General features: G+C 64.7%; 21 protein-coding genes. 8 read left to right on the plus strand and 13 right to left on the minus strand.

Annotated elements, in window-relative coordinates:
* Positions 1-21: 21 nt before the first annotated feature.
* The 4 genes from AC2FL1_RS13145 to AC2FL1_RS13160 are packed head-to-tail and all read right to left on the minus strand — an operon-like array spanning position 22 to position 3,154.
* Positions 22-810 carry an ABC transporter permease gene (locus AC2FL1_RS13145; RefSeq protein ID WP_496827078.1) on the minus strand — a complete coding sequence of 263 codons (789 nt, stop codon included), beginning with the start codon at positions 808-810 and terminating at the stop codon, positions 22-24.
* Complete coding sequence (locus tag AC2FL1_RS13150) at positions 807-1,559, minus strand: ABC transporter permease (RefSeq protein ID WP_234140126.1); 753 nt, start codon at positions 1,557-1,559, stop codon at positions 807-809. The genes AC2FL1_RS13145 and AC2FL1_RS13150 overlap by 4 nt, the downstream gene beginning before the upstream one ends.
* A gap of 9 nt (positions 1,560-1,568) precedes the next feature.
* Positions 1,569-2,339, minus strand: a complete 771-nt coding sequence (locus AC2FL1_RS13155) for a transporter substrate-binding domain-containing protein (RefSeq protein ID WP_496877239.1) — start codon at positions 2,337-2,339, stop codon at positions 1,569-1,571.
* 32 nt (positions 2,340-2,371) lie between these two features.
* Entirely contained in the window at positions 2,372-3,154 is a 783-nt protein-coding gene (locus tag AC2FL1_RS13160) for an ABC transporter ATP-binding protein (RefSeq protein WP_496877273.1), read from the minus strand.
* A gap of 138 nt (positions 3,155-3,292) precedes the next feature.
* On the opposite strand from AC2FL1_RS13160, the gene AC2FL1_RS13165 reads away from it, so the two are divergent.
* The 7 genes from AC2FL1_RS13165 to katG all read left to right on the plus strand — a co-directional run bounded on the left by AC2FL1_RS13165 (position 3,293) and on the right by katG (position 13,244).
* Positions 3,293-3,940 carry a TetR/AcrR family transcriptional regulator gene (locus tag AC2FL1_RS13165; protein WP_496877240.1) on the plus strand — a complete coding sequence of 216 codons (648 nt, stop codon included), beginning with the start codon at positions 3,293-3,295 and terminating at the stop codon, positions 3,938-3,940.
* Positions 3,937-5,124: a pyridoxal phosphate-dependent aminotransferase gene (locus AC2FL1_RS13170; protein WP_496877241.1), complete on the plus strand. Its 1,188-nt coding sequence runs from the start codon at positions 3,937-3,939 to the stop codon at positions 5,122-5,124. Before AC2FL1_RS13165 ends, AC2FL1_RS13170 begins: the two co-directional genes overlap by 4 nt.
* Entirely contained in the window at positions 5,124-6,725 is a 1,602-nt protein-coding gene (locus tag AC2FL1_RS13175; protein WP_496877242.1) for a 5-guanidino-2-oxopentanoate decarboxylase, read from the plus strand. The genes AC2FL1_RS13170 and AC2FL1_RS13175 overlap by 1 nt, the downstream gene beginning before the upstream one ends.
* A 6-nt stretch (positions 6,726-6,731) precedes the next feature.
* On the plus strand, positions 6,732-7,514 hold the full coding sequence (locus AC2FL1_RS13180; RefSeq protein WP_496877243.1) for a dimethylarginine dimethylaminohydrolase family protein: 783 nt from the start codon (positions 6,732-6,734) through the stop codon (positions 7,512-7,514).
* Between the two features lie 140 nt (positions 7,515-7,654).
* On the plus strand, positions 7,655-10,090 hold the full coding sequence (locus AC2FL1_RS13185; protein ID WP_496877244.1) for a GcvT family protein: 2,436 nt from the start codon (positions 7,655-7,657) through the stop codon (positions 10,088-10,090).
* A 111-nt stretch (positions 10,091-10,201) separates the two neighbouring features.
* Positions 10,202-10,894 carry a cysteate racemase gene (cuyB, locus tag AC2FL1_RS13190; RefSeq protein ID WP_496827065.1) on the plus strand — a complete coding sequence of 231 codons (693 nt, stop codon included), beginning with the start codon at positions 10,202-10,204 and terminating at the stop codon, positions 10,892-10,894.
* A gap of 154 nt (positions 10,895-11,048) precedes the next feature.
* The gene (gene katG, locus AC2FL1_RS13195; protein ID WP_496877245.1) at positions 11,049-13,244 is read left to right on the plus strand and encodes a catalase/peroxidase HPI; all 2,196 of its coding nucleotides are present in this window, start codon (positions 11,049-11,051) and stop codon (positions 13,242-13,244) included.
* Between the two features lie 57 nt (positions 13,245-13,301).
* On the opposite strand, the gene AC2FL1_RS13200 is transcribed toward katG, so the two are convergent.
* From AC2FL1_RS13200 to gcvT, 4 genes are all read right to left on the minus strand, one after another.
* Positions 13,302-14,258: a helix-turn-helix domain-containing protein gene (locus tag AC2FL1_RS13200; protein ID WP_496877246.1), complete on the minus strand. Its 957-nt coding sequence runs from the start codon at positions 14,256-14,258 to the stop codon at positions 13,302-13,304.
* Positions 14,259-14,319: 61 nt separating this feature from the next.
* Entirely contained in the window at positions 14,320-17,178 is a 2,859-nt protein-coding gene (gene gcvP / locus AC2FL1_RS13205; RefSeq protein ID WP_496827059.1) for an aminomethyl-transferring glycine dehydrogenase, read from the minus strand.
* 56 nt (positions 17,179-17,234) lie between these two features.
* Positions 17,235-17,600 (minus strand): glycine cleavage system protein GcvH, encoded by a 366-nt coding sequence (gene gcvH, locus AC2FL1_RS13210; RefSeq protein ID WP_234143734.1) that lies wholly within the window; start codon positions 17,598-17,600, stop codon positions 17,235-17,237.
* Positions 17,601-17,719: 119 nt separating this feature from the next.
* Positions 17,720-18,817: a glycine cleavage system aminomethyltransferase GcvT gene (gene gcvT, locus AC2FL1_RS13215; protein ID WP_496877247.1), complete on the minus strand. Its 1,098-nt coding sequence runs from the start codon at positions 18,815-18,817 to the stop codon at positions 17,720-17,722.
* A gap of 379 nt (positions 18,818-19,196) precedes the next feature.
* Here gcvT and AC2FL1_RS13220 point away from each other — a divergent pair, with 379 nt between their 5' ends.
* Positions 19,197-19,811 carry a helix-turn-helix domain-containing protein gene (locus AC2FL1_RS13220; protein WP_496877248.1) on the plus strand — a complete coding sequence of 205 codons (615 nt, stop codon included), beginning with the start codon at positions 19,197-19,199 and terminating at the stop codon, positions 19,809-19,811.
* A 31-nt stretch (positions 19,812-19,842) separates the two neighbouring features.
* On the opposite strand, the gene AC2FL1_RS13225 is transcribed toward AC2FL1_RS13220, so the two are convergent.
* Genes AC2FL1_RS13225 through AC2FL1_RS13245 form a run of 5 tightly spaced genes read right to left on the minus strand, consistent with a single transcriptional unit; the run spans position 19,843 to position 23,731 of the window.
* Positions 19,843-20,220 carry a c-type cytochrome gene (locus AC2FL1_RS13225; RefSeq protein WP_496877249.1) on the minus strand — a complete coding sequence of 126 codons (378 nt, stop codon included), beginning with the start codon at positions 20,218-20,220 and terminating at the stop codon, positions 19,843-19,845.
* Between the two features lie 35 nt (positions 20,221-20,255).
* Positions 20,256-20,777, minus strand: a complete 522-nt coding sequence (locus AC2FL1_RS13230) for a nitrous oxide reductase accessory protein NosL (protein ID WP_496877250.1) — start codon at positions 20,775-20,777, stop codon at positions 20,256-20,258.
* Positions 20,774-21,595 carry an ABC transporter permease gene (locus tag AC2FL1_RS13235; protein WP_496827051.1) on the minus strand — a complete coding sequence of 274 codons (822 nt, stop codon included), beginning with the start codon at positions 21,593-21,595 and terminating at the stop codon, positions 20,774-20,776. Before AC2FL1_RS13235 ends, AC2FL1_RS13230 begins: the two co-directional genes overlap by 4 nt.
* A complete protein-coding gene (locus tag AC2FL1_RS13240) occupies positions 21,592-22,485 on the minus strand; it encodes an ABC transporter ATP-binding protein (RefSeq protein ID WP_496877251.1) in 894 nt (297 codons plus the stop codon). Before AC2FL1_RS13240 ends, AC2FL1_RS13235 begins: the two co-directional genes overlap by 4 nt.
* Positions 22,475-23,731 (minus strand): nitrous oxide reductase family maturation protein NosD, encoded by a 1,257-nt coding sequence (locus tag AC2FL1_RS13245; RefSeq protein WP_496877252.1) that lies wholly within the window; start codon positions 23,729-23,731, stop codon positions 22,475-22,477. Before AC2FL1_RS13245 ends, AC2FL1_RS13240 begins: the two co-directional genes overlap by 11 nt.
* Position 23,732: the final 1 nt, after the last annotated feature.

Raw genomic sequence — 23,732 nt, forward strand, 5'->3', positions numbered from 1 at the left:
GCAACGTGTCGCGATGCGCGATCAGTTCCCCGGTCGACGCGTCGGCACCCGGTTTTCCAGCCAACGAAACGCCAGCGCGATCAGCCCCGCGATGACCATATAGACCAGCGCCAGCAACAGGAGCGGTTCGTAGATCACGAACGTGTCCTGCCGTACCCGCGACGACACCGCGAAGATCTCGACCACCGTGATCGTCGCCACCAGCGGCGTTGCCTTCAGTTGCAGGATGGTCTCACCCCCCAGCGTCGGCAGCACGTTGTTGATCGCCTGTGGCAGCCAGATGCGACGGAAAAGGGTGAAACGAGGCATCCCGAACGAGCGCGCGGCCTCCAGTTGGCCTCGGTTGACGCCCGAGAAGGCCCCGCGCATCACCTCACCCTCGTACCCGGCAAAGGACAGCGTCAGCGCCAGCAGCGCATAGGGCCAGGCCTGCCGCAGATAGGGCCACAGAACGCTGTCGCGAATGCCGTCGATCTGGGGAAAGACCGACCCCAGCCCATAGTAGAGCAGCCATATCTGCAAGAGCAGCGGCGTGCCCCGGATCAGGGTGCAGAACACCCGCGCCGGAACGGCAAGATACCAAGGCCCCACCGCCTGGGCAAAGCCCAGCGGAACCGCCAGCAGGAAACCCAGGAATGTACTTGCCACCAGCAGCCAGACCGTGCGCCACAGCCCCTCCATCGCGAGCGGCAGATACTTCGGCAGCCAATCCCAGCGCAGCGTCAGGGCGCACCAGACCGCCAGCGCCACGGCCAGAGCAATCAGCACCAGCCGGTGCGGCATCAGCATTGGACGGATCAACCGCATCATCGGCCCGCCCCCTTGAGAGAGGGCTGCCCGCGCCGCGACCGCCGCTCAAGCAGCTGGAACAGCGCGGACGACATCAGCGTCACCATCAGGTAGAGCGCGCCCGCGGCGAGGAAAAAGGTGAAATAGGCCCGCGTGCTCGACGCCGCCTGCCGGGTTTCCAGTGTCAGCTCGCTAAAGCCCACAACCGCCAACAGCGCGGTATCCTTGGTGGCGATCAGCCACAGGTTCGCCAGCCCCGGCAGGGCAAAGGACAGCATCGCCGGAATGGTCACCCGCCGCATCAGCATCACCGGCGGCATGCCAAACGCGCGCGCCGCCTCGATCTGGCCCTGCGGCACCGCCAGGATGGCGCCGCGCAGCACCTCGGTCGAATAGGCGCCCTGCACCACGCCCAGCACCCAGATACCGGCGGCAACGCCGCTGATCTCGACCCGGCCATATCCCAGCGCCTCGGACGCCCGGTTTATCAGGTCGGTGCCGACGAAATAGAGAATGAGGATCAGCACCAGTTCGGGCACCGCCCGGACAACGGTGGTGTAAATGGCGAGCAGGTCACGAATGACCGGCCCGCCATAAAGCTTGCCATAGGCTCCGAACAGCCCGATCACCAGACCGAAACCAAAGGCCCCGAACGCGATCTGGAGCGATTTGCCCAGACCGCGCAGCAGGTTCATCCCCCAGCCCGGCGGCGACAGCGACAACAGCTCGGCGCTTTTCGCCAGGCCGAGCAGGTCCAGAAGCCCCTCCATCGACTGCGATTATTCGCTGTAGATGGGCGCGGTGAAGTAACGCGCGGTGATCGCCTCGTGCGTGCCATCGGCGAGGATCGCGGCGATGCCCTTGTTCAGCGCCTCGCGCAGCGCATCGTCGCCCTTGCGCACTCCGGCGCCAACGCCCTTGCCCAGGATCGCTTCGTCATTGGCGACGTTGCCCTTGATCTCGCAGCACTGGCCCGCATCGGTGGCAACAAAATCGGCCATGGCGATGCTGTCGGCCTGGGTCGCGTCGATGCGACCGGCATAAAGGTCCTGATTGGCCTCGTCCTGGGTCTGGTAGACACGAATTTCCGCATCGCCGAAATACGCGTTGGCATAGGCCTGGTGGATGGTCGATGCCTGCACACCGATGATCTTGCCAGCCAGCGAGGCGGGCGACGCATCAATATCCAGCGATTTGTCGGCCACGATCACGGCGGGCGTGTTGTAATAGGGATTCGAGAAGTCGATGGTCTGCATCCGCTCTTCGGTGATCGACATCGAGGCCATGATGGCGTCGATCTGCTTGCCGGTCAGCGAGGGGATGATGCCGTCCCATGCGACGGGTGTCAGCACGCAATCCAGTGCGGCCGCCTTGCAGACGGCGTCGATCACCTCGACCTCCCAGCCGACCCAGTTGCCGGCGGAATCGGGCGAGGCGAAGGGCGGATAAGGTTCGGCCGCGATGCCGATCTTGACCTCTTCGGCGGCCGCGGCGCCCGCGCCCAGGGCCAATGCGGCCAGACCGGCCAGCAGCGATGTCTTGAGTTTCATATGTTGGTCTCCCTGTTTTTCATTCTTGGGGTTCAGTTGATGGATTTCAGAAACTGTTTCAGCCGCTCGGATTGCGGATTGCCAAAGATCTGGTCGGGTGGTCCCTGTTCCTCGATCCGGCCCTGATAAAGATACACCACATGGTCCGCGACCTCGCGGGCAAAGTTCATCTCATGCGTGACCACCAGCATGGTGCGCCCCTCGGCGGCCAGATCACGCATCACGCCCAGCACCTCACCCACCAGTTCGGGGTCCAGCGCCGAGGTCGGCTCGTCAAACAGCATCACCGCCGGGTCCACCGCCAGCGCGCGCGCGATGGCTGCGCGTTGCTGCTGACCGCCGGAGAGGAACAGCGGATAGGTTTCCTCTTTCTCGGCCAGGCCCACGCGCGCAAGCAGGGCGCGCGCCTTTTCGATCGCCTGCGCGCGCGGCACTTTCAGCACATGCACGGGCACTTCGATCACGTTTTCCAGCAGGGTGCGGTGGGTCCACAGGTTGAACGACTGGAACACCATCGCCAGCCGGGTGCGCACCCGCTCCAACTGCTTGCGGTCGGCAGCGGTGCCATCGGCGCGCATGCGGATTTCCTCGCCGCCGATCACGATCCGGCCCGAACTGGGGGTTTCCAGAAAGTTGATGCAGCGCAACATGGTCGACTTGCCCGAGCCAGAGCCACCAATGATCGCGATCACATCCCCCCGGTTGGCGGTCAGCGACACGCCCTTGAGCACTTCGAGATCGCCGAAGGATTTGTGAAGATCCTCGATCAGCAATGTCCCCGCCAAATCGCTGGCAGCCCCCGCGTCGGGCGTCAGTTCCTGCGTTGCTGTCACGCGATCCCCCTGACTTTCCGGTTGCCTTTTCGGCCCGGCTCTGCTTATATTTATACAACTGTATAACAATATGAGCGACGCAAATCAAGCCCGCTTTTCACCCCGCAGGAGGCCCCACCCTTGGACAGCCCACGCCGCAGCTTTACCCGCGAATCCGCCGAACACCGGCGCGAGGCGCTTATCCGGGCGACGCTGACCCTGATCGGGCGCAAGGGTGTACAGGCAGCCACCGTGCGTGGCATCGCGGACGAGGCGGGCGTGACACTGGGCCTGATCCGGCACTATTTCGATGGCAAGGACGAGCTGATCTATGCCGCCTATCAGGCGCATATGAGTCATCTGACCGATGCCACGATGGAAGGCCCCCGGCAGGCGGGCGAACCGGCGGCGCGGCAACTTGCTCGAATCGTGCGCGCCAGCCTGACCCCGCCGGTCAGCAGCCCGCAGGCGGTGGGTCTGTGGGCCGGGTTCCTCACCATGGTGCAGCGCGATCCGCGCATGGCCGAGGTGCACAGCCGTACCTATTACGATTTCCGCGACCGCCTGCAGGCGCTGATCGCCCCGGCGCTGGAGGAAGCGGGCGAAGTGCCCTCACCCGAGCAACTGCGCGCGCTGGCCATCGCCTGTAACGCCGTCATCGACGGGCTCTGGCTGGAGGGCGGCGCGCTGCCCGATGCCTTTGATCCGGGCGAACTTGTGAACATCGGCCTGACGTCGGTCGGCGCCATTCTGGGACTGACCCTGAACGATCCGGGAGAAGAGGCATGAAAACAACCGCCATTACCCGCCGCCTGGCCGATCTGGGTGGCGCCAAATGGGGCATCTACCTGCGCGCCAAGGCGATGATCGCCAAGGGCGCCGATGTGATCAGCCTGACCATCGGCGAACCCGACGTGCCGCCACCGACCGAGCTGATGGATGTGGCCGAGGCCGCAATGCGCGCCGGGCGCACCACCTATTCCGATGGTGCGGGCGAGCCGGGCCTGCGCGCGGCGCTCGCCGAACGCTATAGCGCCAGCACCGGGCGGGCGATTTCGGACGCGCAGGTCATGTGTTTTCCGGGCACCCAGACCGCGCTTTACGCGGTGCTGATGGGCGTGGCCGAGGAAGGCGCCGAGGTGCTGGTGGGCGATCCCATGTATGCCACCTATGCCGGCGTGATCCGCGCCACTGGTGCCGATCTGGTACCGGTGCCGCTGCGGCCCGAAAACGGGTTTCGCATTTCAGCCGACGATATCGCCGCGCGCATCACGCCGCGCAGCCGTACGATCCTGCTCACCACGCCCCACAACCCCACCGGCGCCATCCTGACGCCCGAGGATATCGCCGCAATTGGCGACCTCGCCCGCAAGCATGATCTGTGGATCATCTCGGACGAGGTTTACGAGCAGCTGGTGTTCGACGGGCAAGGCTTTACCTCGCCGCTGGCCCAGTCCGATCTGGCCGACCGGGTGATCGTGGTCTCATCAATCTCCAAATCCCACGCCGCGCCCGGCTTTCGCAGTGGCTGGTGCATCGGACCCGAGGTGTTTACCGCCGCGCTGCTGCCGTTGTCGGAAACCATGCTCTTCGGCAACCAGCCCTTTATCGCCGACATGACCGAGGTGGCGGTGCGCAACGGATCCTCGGTCGCACCGGGCATGCGGACGCGTTTCGCCGCGCGGGCGGACCGACTGGCCGAGCGGCTCAACGGGCAGACCTGCCTGCGCGTTCTGAAACCGCAGGCCGGCATGTTCGCGATGATCGATGTCACCGGCACCGGCATGACGGGCGAGGCCTATGCCGAACATCTGCTGGATCATGCCGGGGTGGCGGTGATGCCGGGCGCCTCGTTCGGCGACACGATCGACGGCTGGGTTCGGGTGGCCCTGACCGCCGGGGACGTGGCCTTTGACACCGCCTGCGAGCGCATCGCTGCCCATGCGGCAGAGTTTCAGAGAGAGGACGCCTGATGACAACTGTGGGAGAGGCACTGGTGGCCGGTCTTTCCGCACGCGGCGTGACATGCGTGTTCGGCATTCCCGGCGTGCACACGATCGAGATGTATCGCGGGCTGGCCGCTTCGGGTATCCGCCATGTCACCCCCCGCCACGAACAGGGCGCCGGGTTCATGGCCGATGGCTATGCCCGGGTCTCGGGGCGGCCCGGTGTGGCCTTTGTCATCACCGGACCGGGGGTGACCAACACGCTGACCGCGATGGGACAGGCCCGCGCCGACAGCGTGCCGATGCTGGTGGTTTCGGGCGTGAACACGCGCGTCAGCCTGGGGCGCGGCATGGGGCATCTGCACGAATTGCCCGACCAGCTGGGGCTGGTCTCGCAGGTGGCGCTGGAGGCGCATCGCATCTCGCAGATGGATCAGCTGGCCCCGGCATTGGGATCGGTGTTTGACCGGCTCGCAACAGGTCGCGGCGGTCCCTGTCATATCGAGGTACCGCTAGATGTGGCCGGGATCGATTTCGACGGTGCCCTGCCCGCCGCTGACCCTGCAAAGCCCGATGAACCAGAGGCCACGCTGCTCGACACTGCTGCCGCGCGGCTCGACGCCGCGCGACGCCCGGTGATCCTGATCGGAGGCGGGGCGAAGGGCATTGAAGCGGCTGTACAGGCCCTGGCCGAGCGGCTGGATGCGCCGGTGGTGCAGACGGTCAACGCGCGCGGGCTGATGCATGGCCATCCCCTGACGGTGGCCGCCAGCCCCAGCCTTGACGCGGTGCGCGCCCTGATTGCAGGCGCCGACCGGGTGCTGGCAATCGGGACCGAGCTGGGCCCGACCGATTACGACATGTATGCCACCGGCACCATGCCACAGATGGCGGGGCTGATCCGCATCGACATCTGCGACGCTCAGCTTGCCCGCCACCCCGCCGACCTGACGATCCGGGGCGACGCGGGTGCCGCCGTGGCGGGGCTGTTGGCCCGGCTGCCCGAGGGCGCGCGCAACCACGACGGCGTCGCCCGATCCAGCTCCGCGCGGCAGGCGGCTCTGGACGAGATCAGCCCCTATATGCGCAGCATGGTCGAGATGCTGGAGGCCGCGCGTGATGCCGTGCCCGGCGCGCTGATGGTCGGGGATTCAACCCAGCCGATCTATGCCGGGAACCTTGTTTACGACCACGACCGCCCCGGCGGCTGGTTCAACGCCGCCACCGGGTTTGGCGCCCTAGGCTATGGCATTCCCGCCGCCATCGGCGCCGCCATTGCCGCCCCCGAGACCCCGGTGATCTGTGTCACGGGCGATGGCGGGGCGCAATTCAGCCTGGCTGAGCTGATGGTCGCCCGCGACGAAAACCTGCCCATCACCTTCGTGATCTGGAACAGCCGCGGTTATCGCGAGATCGACATGTCGATGCGCGCGGTGGGTGTCGAGGTGGTGGGTTGCGATCCCACCCCGCCCGATTTCGCCGCCATCGCCGCCGCCTGTGGCATGCCCTACGCCACCTGCGCCGCCGGTGACCCGGCCGGCTTTGCCACCGCCCTGACTGAGGCTCGGCGCCATGCCGGTCCCAAGCTCATCGAAATCGACGCGCCCTATGCGCCGGAACAGGATTGATCCGCCATGACCGACCCGACCTATGAATTCACCCGCGCCATCACCCGCCGCCCGGCCCCCAGCGTTATCGATGGGCTCAGGGCCGAGGATATCGGCACCCCCGATCTGGCCCGCATGCAAAAGGCGCATGACCATTACGTCGCCACCCTGAAAAGCACCGGTGCCGAAGTGATCGAACTGCCCCCGATCGATGCCTATCCCGACGCGCTGTTTGTCGAGGATACCGCGCTTTGCCTGCCCAAGGGCGCAGTGCTGATGCGCCCCGGCGCCCCCAGCCGCATGGGCGAGGTGGCCGAGATGGCCCCGGCCCTGCGCGCCTGTTACGCCGAGCTGCGCGAAATCACCGGCCCCGGTCATATCGAGGGCGGCGATATCCTCGTCACCGGGCGCGAGATACTTGTGGGCCGCTCGGACCGGACCGATGCCGCCGGTGTGGCCGAACTGGCCGATATCGTCAGCGATTGGGGCTATACCCTGCGCGAGGTCTTTACCCCGCCCGGCGTGCTGCATTTCAAGACCGACTGTTCCCTCCTGGATGGCGAAACCATCCTGGCGACCGAGCGGCTTGATGCCTCGGGATGCTTCGACGGCTACCATGTGATCCACACGGCCCCGGGAGAAGAGGCCGCCGCCAACTCGATCCGGTTCAACAAGCTGGTGCTGATGCCCGCTGGATTCCCGAAAACCGCCGAGACTCTGGACAAGGCCGGATTCGAGGTTGTGGAAATCGACAACAGCGAATGCGCCAAACTGGATGGCGGCATGTCCTGTCTGTCGCTGCGGTTCTGAACCTGCGCCACCCCTCGTGGGGTGGTGCGGATTTCAAACTTTCAAATCTTCTTTTGATGTTGCTTGATCCGCAATCCGCGTGTTGCCGGTGACGAAAAACCCATGCCCTAATCGGCGCAGAGTTTTGGAGGCACCCCAACATGAAATCGCGTACTCGGGTTGTTGTCATCGGCGGCGGCATCGCCGGCTGTTCGACGCTGTATCATCTGACACAAGAAGGCTGGTCGGACGTGGTTCTTGTCGAACGCAACGAGCTGACCAGCGGCACCACCTGGCATTCAGCGGCGCAGGTGACCAATTTCGGCATGAACCAGACGATGGTAGGTCTGAAAAGCCATTCCATCGCGCTGTACAAGGCGCTGGCGGAGAACCCGGAATATCCGATCAACTACCATCATGGCGATGGCGGCATCCGGCTGGCTAACATGCCTCAGCAGATGCAGGGCTATCGTCATTTCGCCTCGATGGCGCGCGGCATGGATGTGCATTTCGAGGTGATCGACGCCACCGAATGCGCCCGCCGACACCCGCTGATCTCGACCGAGAACCTGCTGGGCGGGCTGTGGGATCCGCTGGATGGCGATATCGACCCGGCGCAGCTGTGCCAGGCGCTGGCCTATCACGCGCGCAAGGCCGGGGCCGAGATCTATCGCAACACGCCGGTGACCGCGCTGACCCAGCACAAGGACGACACCTGGACCGTGCATACCGAACACGGTGATATCGACTGCGATATCGTGGTGAATACCTGCGGCTATCGCGTCAACGAGGTGGGCGCCATGATGGGTGTGCATCACCCGGTCGCCTCGATGGAGCATCAGTATTTCCTGACCGAGGATATCCCGGAAATCGTGGCAGCAGGCCACCGCATGCCGCTGATCCGCTGTCCAATCTCGGACTATTACTGTCGGCAGGAAAAGAACGGGTTGCTGATCGGCTTCTACGAGCAGGATTGCAAGACCTGGGGCATGGACGGGATCGACCCGAATTTCGTCAACGCCCTTTGCCCCGACGATGTGGATCGGGTGATGGACGTGCTCGAAGGTGCCTTTGCCCGCATGCCCGCCCTGCGCGAGACCGGTATCCGCGCCATCGTCAACGGCCCGATTACCTATACGATCGACGGCGCCCCGCTGATCGGCCCCATTCCCGGCAAACGCAACGCGTTCTGCGCCATCGGCCTGCGCGCCGGTCTGGGCGAAGGCGGCGGCCATGGCTGGCTCTTGGCGCAGATGATCGTACATGGCGAAGCCTGCTATGACACCTGGTGCATCGACCCGCGCCGCTTCACCGGGCACGCCAATGTGGAACTGACCGCGCTGAAAGCCGTTGAGGACTATCAGAACGAGTTCCGCTTTCATTTTCCGCATGAGCACCGCCCCGCCGGACGCCCCGCCAAGACCACGCCGCTGACCCCGGTTCTGGCCGCCGAGGGCGCCGAATTCACCGTTGTCAACGGATGGGAGCGGGTGGATTACATCAAGCCTGCGCCCGATTTCCACCCAACGCTCGGCTTTACCTTTGACGAGACCTTTGACCTGATCGGGGCCGAGGTGCACGCGGTACAGACCGGCGTCGGCCTGGCCGAGGTGAACGGCTTCAACCGGATCGAGATCACCGGTGCCGACCGGCACGCCTTTCTTGACCGGATGATCTGCGGCGCCGTACCCAGACGCGCGGGCCGGGTCGGGCTGTGCTATCTGCTGAACCATCACGGCAGGATCAAGGGCGAGGCGACGGTCGCGAACCTGCCTGCCTCGGATCGAGGGCCTGACCGGGTCTGGTACGGGTCCGCCGCCGCCAGCGAGTTTCATGACATGGATTGGCTGCACAGCCACTTGCGCGCAGATGAGGACGTCAAGCTGCGCTCGCTCACCAATGACCAGACGATCCTGGTTCTGGCCGGTCCCCGGGCGCGTGACGTGCTCTCATCCTGCGCCCGGGGCGACTGGTCGCGCGCGTCCTTTCCCTGGCTGTCGGTGCGTGAATGTTTCATCGGATTTGCCCCAGCAACGGTCATGGGCGTCAGCTTCTCGGGCGAACTGGCCTATGAGATCCACATTCCCAACGCCGCGCTCTATGCGGCCTATCTGGCGCTCAGGAAGGCGGGCGAGGCACATGGCCTGAAACTGTTCGGCGCCCGCGCGGTGGAATCGATGCGGATGGAGAAAGGGTTCCTTCACTGGAAAGCCGATCTGATCACCGAATTCGACCCGTTCGAGACCGGGCTCAGCCGGTTCGTCAAGCTCGACAAAGGCGATTTCATTGGCAAGCAGGCGCTGCTGGATCGGCAGGTCAAGGACCCCGGCAAAAAGCTCGTGACCCTGCATATCGACACGACCCACGCCCCCGCGCACCCGGGCGCCTCGCTGATGCAGGGGCAACAGGTGGTCGGGACCGTGACGTCCGGTGGCTGGGGTTATCGGATCGGCAAGAACCTGGCCTATGCCTTTGTCGATCCCGCGATGGCGGCACCGGGCAGCAGCATGACGCTTGATCTGTGCGGTGACATGGTGGCCGCGCGGGTGATTGCGCCTTCTCCCTATGATCCCGACCATGCCCGCATGCGCGGCTGACCCTTGCCTATCCGCAAGGTTGCGGTTTTCGTAAGCGCTGCCCTTTGATGTACCAAACCGAAAGGACATTGCCATGCCCAGTCTTCTCTCCTGCCGCGACCGGTTCCCGACATGACCCGGCGCGTGGTCGGTATTCTTGGCGGCATGGGTCCCGAGGCGACGATCCTGCTGCAACAGCGGCTGCTGGCAACGGTGCAAGCGGCGGATGATGCCGATCATCTGCCACTGCTCATCGACATGAACCCGCAGGTGCCATCGCGCATCGCGCATCTGATACAGGGCACCGGCACCGATCCCGGCCCTACCCTTGCCCGGATGGCGCAGCGGCTGGAGCAGGCCGGCGCCACCGCGCTTGGCATGCCGTGCAACACCGCCCATCACTATGCCCCCGCGATCGAGGCGGCGGTGTCGATCCCGCTGTTGAACATGGTATCGCTGTCGGTGGCGCGGGCGCGCGCGCTGCTGGCACCGGGTGCGCGAGTGGGCCTGCTTGCCTCGCCCGCCGTGCGGATGGCGGGTGTCTTCGACGCAGCATTGGACGAGGCGCAGCTCGCGCCGCTCTGGCCGGAGGACGCCGACCGCATGCTGACCGCGATTCGCACCATCAAGGCCGAAGGGCCGGTACCCGCCGCGCGCGCGATCCTGATCAGCGCGGCAGAGGAGTTGGCAGAGAAAGGCGCGGCGCTCATCTTTGTCGCCTGCTCCGAATTCTCCCTGATTGCCGACAGCCTGCCCGGTATCCCGCCTGTCATAGACACGGTCGATGTGCTGGCCGAAGCGATCCGCGATCATACACGCGAATAGCGATAGTTTTTCATTATGAAATAGATCGGAAAATGCAACTTATTCCGATCAATTTCCTTTGCTAGTCTCATCTCATGACATCAGAATGCCCCGGCCAGTGCCGGTTCCTTCTGGTGCTGAAACCCATTCTATCAACTCACGATCGGAGACAGACATGGACGGAAACGACGCCCCCAGCGCAGGCCAATGCCCGGTGATGCATGGACATGCCGCAGGCAGCGGTATGCGCAACCATCATTGGTGGCCCAACCAGATCAATCTGAAACTGCTGCACCAGCATTCGTCCAAATCGGACCCGATGGGCGCCCATTTCAGCTATGCCGAGGCGTTCAAGTCGCTCGATCTAGACGCTGTAAAGGCCGATCTGACCGCGCTGATGACCGACAGCCAGGACTGGTGGCCCGCCGACTATGGCCATTACGGCCCCCTCTTCATCCGCATGGCCTGGCACAGCGCGGGCACCTATCGCCTGGCCGACGGGCGCGGCGGTGGCGGCACCGGCAACCAGCGCTTCGCCCCGCTCAACAGCTGGCCCGATAACGGCAACCTCGACAAGGCCCGCCGCCTGCTCTGGCCGATCAAGAAGAAATACGGCGACAAGATCTCGTGGGCCGACCTGATGATCCTCGCCGGCAACGTGGCGCTGGAATCGATGGGCTTCAAGACCTTCGGTTTTGCCGGTGGCCGCCCCGACATCTGGGAGCCCGAGGAAGACATCTATTGGGGGTCCGAAGGCGAATGGCTTGCCACGTCGGACAAGCCCAACAGCCGCTATTCGGGCGAACGCGATCTGGAAAACCCGCTGGCCGCCGTGCAGATGGGCCTGATCTACGTGAACCCCGAAGGCCCGGACGGCAATCCCGACCCCATCGCTTCGGGGCGCGACGTGCGTGAAACCTTTGCCCGCATGGCGATGAATGACGAAGAGACCGTGGCACTGGTTGCGGGCGGCCATACATTTGGCAAGGCGCATGGCGCGGGCGATGCCGCCCATGTGGGCGCCGAACCCGAGGCGGCACCGGTCGAGGCAATGGGCCTGGGCTGGCTCAGCACCTATGGCTCCGGCAAGGCCGGTGACGCGATCACCAGCGGCATCGAAGGCGCCTGGAAACCCAACCCGACCAAGTGGGACATGGGCTATTTCGACGTGCTGTTCGGCTATGAGTGGGAACTCGTCAAAAGCCCGGCAGGTGCAAACCAGTGGCGTGCCAAGGACGTGAAACCCGAGCATATGGTTGTCGATGCCTTTGACCCGGACAAACGCCACGCACCGATGATGACCACCGCCGACATGTCGCTGCGGATGGATCCGGAGTACGAGAAGATCTCGCGCCGTTTCCATGCCAATCCCGACGAGTTTGCCGATGCCTTTGCCCGCGCTTGGTTCAAGCTGACCCATCGCGACATGGGACCGCGCGCCCGCTACTTGGGCAAGGAAGTGCCCGCCGAGGAACTGATCTGGCAGGATCCGATCCCGGCAGGCCCGCAGATCGACGCGGCGGATGCTGCGGCGCTCAAGGCGCAGATCCTGGCCTCGGGCCTGAGCGTGTCCGACATGGTGTCGACCGCCTGGGCCTCGGCTTCGACCTATCGCGGTTCTGACATGCGCGGCGGTGCCAATGGCGCCCGTATCCGCCTGGCCCCGCAAAAGGACTGGGATGTCAACGAGCCCGCGAAACTGGCCCGCGTGCTGGGCGTGCTCGAAGGGATTCAGGCTGGGTTCAGCAGCGGCGGCAAGTCGGTGTCGATGGCCGACCTGATCGTGCTGGCGGGCTGCGCCGGTGTCGAGCAGGCGGCGAAGGCCGCCGGTCACCAGATCGAGGTGCCCTTTGCCTCGGGCCGGGGCGATGCCAGTGCCGAACAGACCGACGCCGAAAGCTTCGAGGTGATGGAACCGGTGACGGACGGGTTCCGCAACTATCAGGCGCGCGAGCTTTCCACCTCGCCCGAGGAGATGCTGGTCGATCGTGCCCAGCTTCTGGGTCTGACCGCGCCGGAGATGACGGTTCTGGTCGCTGGTCTGCGGGTTCTGGGCGCCAATCATGGCGGTTCGTCCCATGGCGTCCTGACCAACCGTCCCGGCGTGCTGAGCAGCGATTTCCTGACCAACCTGCTGGACATGGGGACCGAGTGGAAACCGTCGGGCAAGGGCATCTACGAAGGCCGCGACCGCACCAGCGGTGCGCCGCGCTGGACCGCGACACGGGTTGATCTGGTTTTCGGCTCCAACTCGCAGCTTCGCGCGCTGGCCGAACGCTATGCCCAGGACGATGCCGAGGCCAGCTTTGTGGCTGATTTCGTCGCCGCCTGGGTCAAGGTGATGAATGCCGACCGGTTCGACCTGAACTGAACCGGGTCGGGTTGTAAACAGGACGGGGCGGCCTTGGCCGCCCCGTTCGCGTGTAATCTATGCTGCGCGCCCGGACATGGCGCGCTGTCGCAGAGCATGCGGGCTGACACCATGCTCCTTGCGCACCCACCGGGCCAGGTTGGAATGGGTGCCAAATCCGGTTGCCGCGATGATCTCGACCAGCGGCAAATTGGTCTGTTCCAGCAGCTGCCGCGCTCGCTCGATCCGCAGCGCTCGATAAACGGAAAGCGGTCCCTCGCCGGTCAGTTCCAGAAACTGGCGTTGTAGCTTGCGGGTCGATACGCCAAGCTTTCGCGCCAGATCGCCAATTCTGAGCGGCTCTTCGATATGCTCCTGCATCACCGCCAGCGAGCGGTCGATCAGCCGGTCACCACGCGCCCTTTGCAACAGGCCCAGACTCAGACGGCTGCGCGCTTGCGACTCGGGCGCGGGCAGGCCCAGATAGGCACGCAGCGCGTTGGCGGTAACCTGCCCATGATCCTCGGCAATCAGGTCGAGCATCAGTGGCACCGCGGCAAAGCCGCTGACCGCACTTGCAACCGAACCCGACACCCCCGAGAGAGGTGCGTCGGGTAACGCCTCCAGACCCTCTTCAGCGGCAGCAGCGCGAAAATTGGGGTGAATCGCCAGCGCGCAACCGCGGGCCAAACCGGCATCACTCAGCAGAAAGACCGCGCCACCCACCAGCACCCGGCGCGGCGCTTGCGCCAGCAGCACCCGCAACAGCGGGCGCAGCGGGTCGGTCACGCTCCAGCGGGTACGGATATCGCCCAGCAGGATGACGGTACGCCGGGTCCAGCGGCGCGGATCGGCACAAGGTTGCGCGGCAAGCCGGTGTATCGAAACCCGATAGACCGGTGCGCCCAGAATTTCGTTCGTGGTGCGAAACAGGTCGGCCAGCATCCGCGCTGCCGAAGGCGGGCTGGCGTCGGGCAGTATGATGTCGATACCCCGCGCCGGATGCGCGGCGCGAGCCTGGTCAGGGCAGATCATGCTATCCTCCCCGTACTGTCAAAAACGGGGCGGACGCTGGCGCCCGCCCCGGATCATGATCTTATTCGGCAGCCTCTTCATAGGCCTCCATCGGCGGGCAGGTGCAGACGAGGTGACGGTCGCCATAGGCGTTGTCGACCCGGTTCACCACCGGCCAGTATTTGTCGACACCCAGGTTGCCCGGCGGGAAGCAGGCCTGTTCACGGCTATAGGGCCGGTCCCAATCCCCCACCAGATCACGCACCGTATGGGGCGCGTGTTTCAGCGGGTTGTTCTCAGCGTCGATCTTGCCGTCGATGATCTCCTGTGCCTCGGCCCGGATCGACAGCATCGCATCACAGAACCGGTCCAGCTCGTCCTTGGGCTCGGATTCCGTGGGTTCGACCATCAGCGTGCCCGCCACCGGCCAACTCATCGTCGGCGCGTGGAACCCGCTGTCGATCAGGCGTTTGGCCACGTCGTCCACCGTCACACCCGCCTCGTCGTTCAGCGGCCTTGTGTCGAGGATGCATTCATGCGCCACCCGCCCCGTCGCCGAGGTATAGAGGATCGGATAAGCATCCTTGAGCCGCGCGGCGATATAGTTGGCGTTCAGGATCGCCACCTTGGTCGCCTGGGTCAGGCCCGCGCCACCCATCAACAGCACATAGGCCCAGCTGACCGGCAGGATCGAGGGCGAGCCGAAGGGCGCCGCCGAAACCGGACCCACGGCGGTGCCGTATTCCGGGTGGCCCGGCAGATGTTCGGCCAGATGCGCCTTGACCCCGATCGGGCCCATGCCGGGGCCGCCCCCGCCATGCGGAATGCAAAAGGTCTTGTGCAGGTTCAGGTGGCTCACGTCGCCGCCGATCTCGCCCGGTTGCGCCAGGCCCACCATCGCGTTCATGTTGGCCCCGTCGATATAGACCTGACCGCCATGTTCATGGGTGATGTCGCAGACCTCGCGCACCGTCTCCTCGAACACACCATGGGTCGAGGGATAGGTGATCATGCAGGCCGCCAGATTGGCGCTGTGCTGCTCGGCCTTGGCACGGAAATCGGCCAGGTCGATATTGCCGTGATCGTCCGAGCGGACCGGCACCACCTGATAGCCCACCATCTGCGCGGTGGCCGGGTTGGTGCCATGCGCCGAAGTGGGGATCAGGCAGATGTTGCGGTGCCCCTGCCCCTGAGCCGCGTGATAGTTGCGGATGGTCATCAGGCCTGCATATTCCCCCTGTGCGCCCGAATTGGGCTGCATCGAGATCGCGTCATAGCCGGTGATCTGGCACAGTTTCTCGGACAGGTCGTTGATCATCTCGAGATAACCCTGCGCCTGATCCTCGGGCACGAAGGGGTGTAGATTGGCAAATTCCGGCCATGTCACCGGGATCATCTCGATGGTGGCGTTCAGCTTCATGGTGCAGCTGCCCAGCGGGATCATCGCCCGGTCCAGCGCCAGGTCGCGATCGGCCAGACGCCGCATATAGCGGGTCATCTCGGCCTCGGCCCGGTTCTTGTGGAAGATGGGATGGGTCAGATAGGGCGTATCGCGCAGCGCGTAATCGGGCAGGCGATAGGCGCGGTTCTTGACGCTGTCATCCTTCTTGTCGATGCCAAAGGCGCCCCAGACCGCCTCGATGGTCTCGGAGCGGGTCTGTTCGTCCAGCGAAATGCCGATCCGGTCGCTGCCCACCTTGCGCAGGTTGACACCGCGCGCCACCGCAGCCTCGATCACCGTCTTTTGCAGGGGGCCGACATCGACCGTGATGGTGTCAAAGAATACTTCCGGCGCTACTTTGAACCCGTGCTCCTCAAGCCCCGCAGCCAGACGCGAGGTCTTGCGATGCACCGATTGCGCGATCGCCTTGATCCCGTCGGGCCCATGATAGACCGCATACATCGAGGCCATCACCGCCAGCAGCGCCTGGGCGGTGCAGACGTTCGAATTGGCCTTTTCGCGGCGGATATGCTGTTCACGGGTTTGCAGCGCCAGGCGATAGGCCTTGTTGCCACGCGCGTCGATGCTGACGCCGATGATCCGCCCCGGCATCGCACGCTTGAGCTTGTCGGTGGTGGCCATATAGGCCGCGTGCGGGCCACCATAACCCATCGGCACACCAAAGCGCTGGGTCGAACCGATGGCGATATCGGCACCCATCTCGCCCGGCGATTTCAGCAGCGCCAGCGACAGGATGTCGGCGGCGACGATGGCGATGGCGTTATGCTCGTGCAGCGCCGCGATCTCGGCGGTGTAGTCGCGCACATGGCCATAGGTGCCGGGATACTGGAAGATGGCGCCGAACACTGCCCCGGCCTCCAGCTCGGACGGGTCGCCCACCTGCACATCCACGCCCAGCGGCTCGGCCCGGGTGCGGATCACCGCGACGGTCTGCGGGTGGCAGTTCTTGTCGACGAAGAAGGCCGCGTTGTTGGCCTTGGACCGGCTGGAGCGTTTCGCCATGGCCATGGCCTCGGCCGCCGCGGTGGCCTCGTCCAACAGCGAGGCGTTTGCCACGTCCAGCCCGGTCAGGTCGCTGACCATGGTCTGGAAGTTCAACAGCGCCTCAAGCCGGCCCTGGCTGATTTCCGGCTGATAGGGGGTATAGGCGGTGTACCAGGCCGGGTTTTCCAGGATGTTGCGCAGGATCGGCGCCGGGGTGGTGGTGCCGTAATAGCCCTGGCCGATCAGCGAGGTCAGAACCTTGTTCTTCGAGGCCACCTGTTTCATGTGATAGAGCGCGTCGCGCTCGGTCATGGCCGGACCCCAGTCCAGCGCCTCTTTCTGCCGGATCGACGGCGGCACGGTGGCGTCGATCAGCTGGTCGAGCGTCTTGAAGCCGATCACCTGCAACATATCGGCCATCTCGCGCGGGCTGGGCCCGATATGGCGGCGGTTGGCGAAATCGTAGGCTTCGTAATCGGTGAGTTTGAAGGCCATGGCTCTGGGTCCTCGTCAGGCGGTTGGCGCCGCCGGCAGGGCCGGCGGCCGGCGGCTTAGCCGATCATGTCGTTATAGGCGGCGAGATCCATCAGACCGTCAAGTTGCGACGGATCGCTGAGCTTGATCTTGTAGATCCAGGCATCGCCTTCGGGGCTGTCGTTCAGGGCACCGGGATTGTCGGCCAGGTCCTCGTTCACCTCGACCACCTCGCCATCGACCGGGGCATAGATTTCCGAGGCGGCCTTGACCGACTCGATGACACCGATCTCGTCACCCTGGGCAAAGTCGTCACCGGCCTCTTTCTGTTCGATGAACACCACCTCGCCCAGCTGGTCGGCGGCGTGTTTGGTGATGCCCAGCGTGGCGATCTCGCCCTCGACGCTGAGCCATTCGTGATCTTCGGAGTAGTAGATGGTCATGTTTGTCGATCCTTCAGATAGTTTGTTTCGGTTACCACGGGCGGGGGCAAGGTTTTGAAAAAACCTTGTGGACAAAGCCTTTACAAGGCTTTGTGCCCCTGCCGCGCGGCAGGGATGTGTTAGCGTTTGTAATTCTGCGCAACAAAGGGCAGCGAGACGATTTCGGCGGGCTGGGCCTTGCCCCGGATGATCAGGTTGACCTTTTCGCCGGGTGCAGCATGAGCGCTGGCGACATAGCCCATCGCCACCGGCGCGCCGACCGTCGGGCCGAACCCGCCCGAGGTGATCTCGCCGATGGTCTCGCCGTCAAGGCTCTGGATCTCCACATGCTGGCGTGCGGGTGCGCGGCCTTCGGGCTTGATACCGACCAGCTTGCGCGGGGCGCCCTCGGCGATCTCCTTCACGATGCGCTCGGCGCCCGGAAATCCGCCCTCTTCGCGACGGCGTTTCTGGATCGCCCAGAGCAGGCTGGCCTCGATCGGCGAGGTGCCGTTGTCAATATCGTTGCCATAGAGGCAAAGACCCGCTTCCAGCCGCAGGCTGTCGCGGGCCCCCAGACCCGCCGGTTCGCAATCCTCATGCGCCAGGAACAGGCGCGAGATGCGGATCGCCTCGCCCTCGGGGATCGAAATCTCGTAACCATCCTCGCCGGTATAGCCCAGCCGCGAGATGCGGCAGTCTACACCGTCGATCTCGCCCAGCATGGTCTCCATGAATTTCAGGTCGCGCGCGGCGGGGCAGAGGCGGCCCACCACATCCTCGGCACTGGGGCCCTGCACCGCAACCAGCGCGCGATCGAAGATCTCGGTCACCTCGACCCCGTCCAGATGCGCTGCCATATGGGGGATGTCCTGATGGCGCAGCGCCGCGTTCACCACGACAAAGAAGTAGTCGCCCGCGTTCGACACGATCAGGTCATCCATGATGCCACCCTGGGCATTGGTAAAGAAACCATAGCGGGCCTTGCCCTCGGGTAGGGTGGAAAACACCTGCGGGCAGAGCTTTTCCAGCTTGGCGCCGATATCGTCTCCGCGCAGGATCACCTGCCCCATGTGGCTGACATCGAACAGCGCCGCCTTTTCCCGGCACTGCTTGTGTTCACCCATGATCCCCATCTGGTATTGCACCGGCATTTCCCATCCGGCGAAATCCACCATCTTGCCGCCAAGCTCGACATGCAGATCGTAAAGCGGGGTGCGTTTGGGCGTATCGGTCATGACTGGGGGATCCCTTGGGCTGAAAGACAGGATGCGGCGGAGAAGAGACCGTTCCGGCCAGGATCGACCCAGGCCGGGAAAAGGAGAGAGGGGCCAGCGGCGCGACCGGACCGGAACGGCAGTTTTTTGGAGGTGAACCCGTGGTCCACGGCTGGGGCGGGGCCTGGTTGGCCCTCCCCTCTGCCGATCAGTGACGAAACGCGCTCGCTCACGAGAACCCCCCTGAATGCCCTGCTGGTGCGGCATTTGTATCCCGTCGCACACAAGACAAGTCTCCTATAGGAAACTTTTCCCTTATTCGCAACAAAAGATTTGCATGAGAAAATTTGAATAGGTTAGGCTGCTTTGCAGGGAGATCGGGAAAACAAGGACGAATGCGATGGAGCCGGTACAGGCCGAAGACGAGGGGATGAGCCCCGACATGCTGGAAGCGCCCGATGGCGAAACGCTGGGCAAGATGATTCGCGATGCCCGCAAGGACAAGGGCCTGACGCTGGAGGAAGCGGCGCGGTCGGCCGCGATCGGCCGCTCGACCCTGTCCAAGATCGAGAACAACCAGACCCGGCCAAGCTTCGACATCATCCGCCGCCTGATGCAGGCGCTGGATCTGGAGACGCCGCAGCTGTTCGTGCAATCGGGCAAGAGCGACATCTCGGGCCGCCGCGATTTCACCCGCAAGGATCAGGGCGAACATCAGGTCACACGCACCTATGATCACGAATTGCTGTGCACCGAACTGACCAGCAAACGAATGTTGCCTTATATCAGCACGATCAAGGCCCGCGATGTCAGCGAGTTCGACACCTGGGTGCGCCACCGGGGGGAGGAGTTCATGTTCGTGCTGAGCGGCGAGCTGACCCTTTATACCGAACATTACCGGCCCCTGCCGATGAAGGCGGGCGACAGCGTCTATTACGACAGCGGCATGGGCCATGGCTGCGTCTCGACCAGCGCCGAGGACGCGCGCGTGCTCTGGGTCTCGCTCGAAGGTTAGGGCGGGCCGCTAGGCGCCCCGCCCCGCAGGGTCAGAACCCTTGCAGATAGGCGATGACGTTTTCGATCTCGTCTTCCTTCTTGAGCCCGGCAAAGGACATCTTGGTGCCCTTCATGAAATCCTTGGGCTTGGCCAGAAAGGCGGCCAGGCTTTCGTCGTCCCAGACCAGCCCACCTGCGGCGGCTTCCATCAGGGCGTCGGAATACTTGAACCCTTCGACCTGACCGGCGGCGGCGCCGATGATGCCGTTCAGCTGCGGCCCGACCTTGTTGGCCGCGCCCTCGCCGACCGCATGGCAGGCCTTGCATTTGTTGAACACTTTCTTGCCCTTGTCGGCATCGCCATCGGCCAGCGCCGGTAGCGCCAGCCCGGCGGCCAGAATGGTCAGGATCAGTCGGTTTTTGAACATGGGTTTCTCCTTCTCTCGGGGTTGCGGGTGCGGGGTTACAGCACCGGTGTCGCCAGCGGCTGGGTCAGGTCGACCGGACCCAGGACCGCGGCATCGGGAATGTCGTTGAGCGGCAGCGCCTGACCGCCATGGCGCGCGATGAACCGCGCGGCGGCCTCACCCGTGGCAAAGGGCACCAGTTCGGGCGCGCCCATGCCGCCTGCCACATCGGCGCCGGTGACAAACAGCGCGCTGTCAGCAGCGATCCAGTTGCCCGGCCCAGGCTCGGCCCAGCTGCGCGCGGCGCCCATGTCGCTGACATAGATGGCGGTGATCTCGGCCTCGCGCTCGGGGCTTTTGAGATAGGCGACCATGTCGCGCACCTGGGCAAAGAACAGCGGTGCCGGATGCCCCTTAAGGTGGATCTGACCCTTTGGCCCGCCATGCTCAGCCACGTTCATCTGACAGAAATAGCTGAGCGCGCTTTCGGTCAGATCGACAGGCACAGGCGGCGCGGCGGCCTCTTCCTCCTTGCAAGCGGCCAGCGTGATCAGGGCGATCAGGGCAAGGGCTCTCATGGCTCGACCCTCCGGAAGGCGGCGCGGGCCAGCAGCAGCCCCAGCACCGGCCAGATGAGCAGCGAGGCGGGCGCGGCCCAGACCGGCAGCGCCTGCGCGGCGCCGGTCATGCCCGAGGCCATGGCGACCCCATCGGTCGCAGCGATGTTCCACAAGCGGAAAGCGTCGGCCGGGTTGGCCACCATCACCCAGGGGAAGACGGATTGGGTGAAGGTGCCGCCCTTGTCCATGACCACGGCCCCCAACAGGCCAAGATCGTAGAGGACGACAAAAACCAGCCAGAGCCCGGCCGACAGACCCGCTGCTGCGGCCGAGCCTCGGGCGGTCGCGGACAGCAGGTATCCCAGCGCCAGAAAGGAAGCGCCCAGCAGGATCGAGGTGAGGATGAGGCGCAAGAGCGCCATCAGGCTTTCAGGGCCCGCGCCACCGAACCAGGCAGCCACCGCACCGGCAGTGCCAAAACCGACGGTCATGGCAAAGGCCAGCGCGGCCAGATGCGCGGCGAACTTGCCCAACAGGATTTCGCCCCGCCCCGCCGGATAGGACAGCAACAGGGGCAGGCTGCCCCGGTCCATGTCGCCCGCCACCGCGTCGAACGAGATCATCAGCGCCAGAAGTGGCGCGAGATAGACGCTGAGTGTGGTCATCGAGGCAACCGAGACCGTCAGCATATCGACCCCCAGCGTACCGGTGGGCGCGCTACCCGCAAATGTCAGCGCCAGCGCAAACAGTACCATGATCAGGGTCGCGACCAGCAGCCAGCGGTTGCGGCGCAGGATCAGCATTTCGGTTTGGGCAACGGCAAGAAAACGGGTCATTGCAGCGTCTCCTTTGCATAATGGCGATAGAGGTCCTCCAGCCGGGGCGGGGTCATGTCGACATCGACAACCGCCTCGCCCATGGCGGCGATGCTGCGCAGCGCGGTCATTTTGTCGGCGGGGTCGCACAGCAGTTCGACCGAGGCGCCGTTGACCCGGCTGCCGCCCAGCCGGGCGGCCAGCGCATCGGCGTTTTCGCGCGCCCTGACCCGCAGGCGGATCGGCAGACCCGCAAGCGCCGACAGGTTGGCCAGTGTGTCGTCGGCCACCTTGACCCCCTTGCGCAGGATGGCGATGCGGTCGGTGCGGGCCTCGACCTCGGTCAGGGCGTGGCTGGCGATGAGCACCGCCGCCCCCTGCCCCGCCAGTTCGTCGATGATGGCATAGAGATCCTGGCGCGAGATCGGGTCGAGCCCCGATGTCGGCTCGTCCAGCAGCGCCACGCGGGGCTTGCCCAGCAGCACCTGCGCGAGGCCCAGCCGCTGCCGCATCCCCTTGGAATAGGCGCCGATGCGGCGGTCCATCGCGTCGGCCAGCCCGACCCGCTCCAGCAATCCGGACACATCGGCCCGTTCGCCGGACAGGCGGGCAAAGAGCCTTAGTTGCTCTCGCCCGGTCAGGGCTGGATGGAATGAGACCGCTTCGGGCAAATAGGCGGTATCGCGGCGGGCCTGTGCGCTGCCGGGGGCAGCAGCGCCGATGCGAATCGTGCCGCCATCGGTCGGGGTCAGGCCCAGGATGGATTTGATCAGCGTGGATTTCCCGGCGCCGTTATGGCCCAGCAGCGCCACGCGCTCGCCGGGGGCGACATGCAGGGAGATATCGCTCAGAACGCGGGTTGGTCCGCGATCCTTGCACAATGATGTGATGGTCAGGGCCTTATCCGTCATGAGGCACCTTTTTCAGAGCTGGGGGTTCAGGGGCTTTGATCAGGGCGTTGCTGTCGATCACGCCGCCGGGCAAAAGGGCCGGAAAGGCGGATTGCGACCAGCGCACCAGCTGTACGGCCGGCGAGCCAAGCAGCAGCTTGGCTGCCGGTTGGGTCCACAGCACATGGTCCATGCTGTCGTTGGGGCGATAGGGGGCGTCGGCGATGCCGTCGCCATTGACGTCATAGGCAGCAAAGTCGGACCAGTAATTGCCACGCCCGTCCTCGGACCATTCGACCCAACGGGTCGAGACATATTTCACCTGGGTCCGGTTGCCGACAAAAGCGTTGCCTACGATCCGGTTGCGCTCGGACCCGGCGGTGAAATGGATGCCGATGCCGCAGCCTTCGAACCAGTTGTTGGTGAATTCGTTCTTGTTGGCATTGTAGAGGAAGGTGCATTTCTCCTTTGCCCCCTTCACCACATTGCCCGAAATCACACTGTCATTGGCATAGTTCAGCATGACCCCGTGTTCGCGGTCGCCGATCGAGACATTGTCGACCACCTTGACCCGACTGGTGAACATCACCGCATAGCCCAGGTCGTTGCCGATCGAGACATTGCCCGTGACCTCGGAATTGTCGGCATACATGTAATGCACGGCAAAGCGCAGATCGCGGAACAGGTTGTTGCGGAACAGATTGCGGCGCGAGGAGTTCACGAAGATGCCGTCGCGCCCGTACTGGATATCGTTGCCCTCGACCACCGCGCCGGGGGCGTTCCAGACATAGACGCCATTGCCGCGGGCGTTCATGTGGCGGTCCCGGCGGCCCTCGATCCGGTTGTCCTTGACCAGCGCATCCTTGGCGCCGTGGATATCGACGCCGTAGAGATTGCCGATCAGCACGTTGTCTTCCACCACCGGCGCGCGGGCGGTCTTGGTCAGCTGGATACCGCTGTCGATGCCGTCATGGTCCGAGCCGGAGCCGATCACGGTGAGCCCGCGAAGGGTCACGCCGGGGCCGGTCACGGTGATCACGCTGCCGGTGCCTTGTCCGTCAATGGTGGCCTGCCCCATCCCGTCAAGGGTGACGGGCCGGGACAGGACCAGGGTTTCGGCATAGATGCCGGGCGCCAGGCGGAGGGTGTCACCATCCGCCGCCTGGGCAAGTGTTTCAGAGATGGCCCCCGCCCGGTTGGGCACGTCCCAATCCGCCGCCCAAAGGGGCGTGGCAAAGAGGGTCGCAATCAGCAGGGGCCAGCGCATG

It is taken from the genome of Ruegeria sp. YKSF070, assembly GCF_059612725.1.

What these genes read in the sequence shown, in the direction of transcription:
- AC2FL1_RS13220 (WP_496877248.1), top strand. Translation starts at nt 19,197, where the DNA reads ATGGAGCCGGTACAGGCCGAAGACGAGGGGATGAGCCCCGACATGCTG.
- gcvT (WP_496877247.1), bottom strand. Translation starts at nt 18,817, where the DNA reads ATGACCGATACGCCCAAACGCACCCCGCTTTACGATCTGCATGTCGAG.
- AC2FL1_RS13170 (WP_496877241.1), top strand. Translation starts at nt 3,937, where the DNA reads ATGAAAACAACCGCCATTACCCGCCGCCTGGCCGATCTGGGTGGCGCC.
- AC2FL1_RS13225 (WP_496877249.1), bottom strand. Translation starts at nt 20,220, where the DNA reads ATGTTCAAAAACCGACTGATCCTGACCATTCTGGCCGCCGGGCTGGCG.
- AC2FL1_RS13150 (WP_234140126.1), bottom strand. Translation starts at nt 1,559, where the DNA reads ATGGAGGGGCTTCTGGACCTGCTCGGCCTGGCGAAAAGCGCCGAGCTG.
- gcvH (WP_234143734.1), bottom strand. Translation starts at nt 17,600, where the DNA reads ATGACCATCTACTACTCCGAAGATCACGAATGGCTCAGCGTCGAGGGC.
- cuyB (WP_496827065.1), top strand. Translation starts at nt 10,202, where the DNA reads ATGACCCGGCGCGTGGTCGGTATTCTTGGCGGCATGGGTCCCGAGGCG.
- AC2FL1_RS13180 (WP_496877243.1), top strand. Translation starts at nt 6,732, where the DNA reads ATGACCGACCCGACCTATGAATTCACCCGCGCCATCACCCGCCGCCCG.
- AC2FL1_RS13155 (WP_496877239.1), bottom strand. Translation starts at nt 2,339, where the DNA reads ATGAAACTCAAGACATCGCTGCTGGCCGGTCTGGCCGCATTGGCCCTG.
- AC2FL1_RS13185 (WP_496877244.1), top strand. Translation starts at nt 7,655, where the DNA reads ATGAAATCGCGTACTCGGGTTGTTGTCATCGGCGGCGGCATCGCCGGC.
- AC2FL1_RS13240 (WP_496877251.1), bottom strand. Translation starts at nt 22,485, where the DNA reads ATGACGGATAAGGCCCTGACCATCACATCATTGTGCAAGGATCGCGGA.
- AC2FL1_RS13145 (WP_496827078.1), bottom strand. Translation starts at nt 810, where the DNA reads ATGATGCGGTTGATCCGTCCAATGCTGATGCCGCACCGGCTGGTGCTG.
- AC2FL1_RS13175 (WP_496877242.1), top strand. Translation starts at nt 5,124, where the DNA reads ATGACAACTGTGGGAGAGGCACTGGTGGCCGGTCTTTCCGCACGCGGC.
- AC2FL1_RS13200 (WP_496877246.1), bottom strand. Translation starts at nt 14,258, where the DNA reads ATGATCTGCCCTGACCAGGCTCGCGCCGCGCATCCGGCGCGGGGTATC.
- AC2FL1_RS13230 (WP_496877250.1), bottom strand. Translation starts at nt 20,777, where the DNA reads ATGAGAGCCCTTGCCCTGATCGCCCTGATCACGCTGGCCGCTTGCAAG.
- AC2FL1_RS13235 (WP_496827051.1), bottom strand. Translation starts at nt 21,595, where the DNA reads ATGACCCGTTTTCTTGCCGTTGCCCAAACCGAAATGCTGATCCTGCGC.
- gcvP (WP_496827059.1), bottom strand. Translation starts at nt 17,178, where the DNA reads ATGGCCTTCAAACTCACCGATTACGAAGCCTACGATTTCGCCAACCGC.
- katG (WP_496877245.1), top strand. Translation starts at nt 11,049, where the DNA reads ATGGACGGAAACGACGCCCCCAGCGCAGGCCAATGCCCGGTGATGCAT.
- AC2FL1_RS13245 (WP_496877252.1), bottom strand. Translation starts at nt 23,731, where the DNA reads ATGCGCTGGCCCCTGCTGATTGCGACCCTCTTTGCCACGCCCCTTTGG.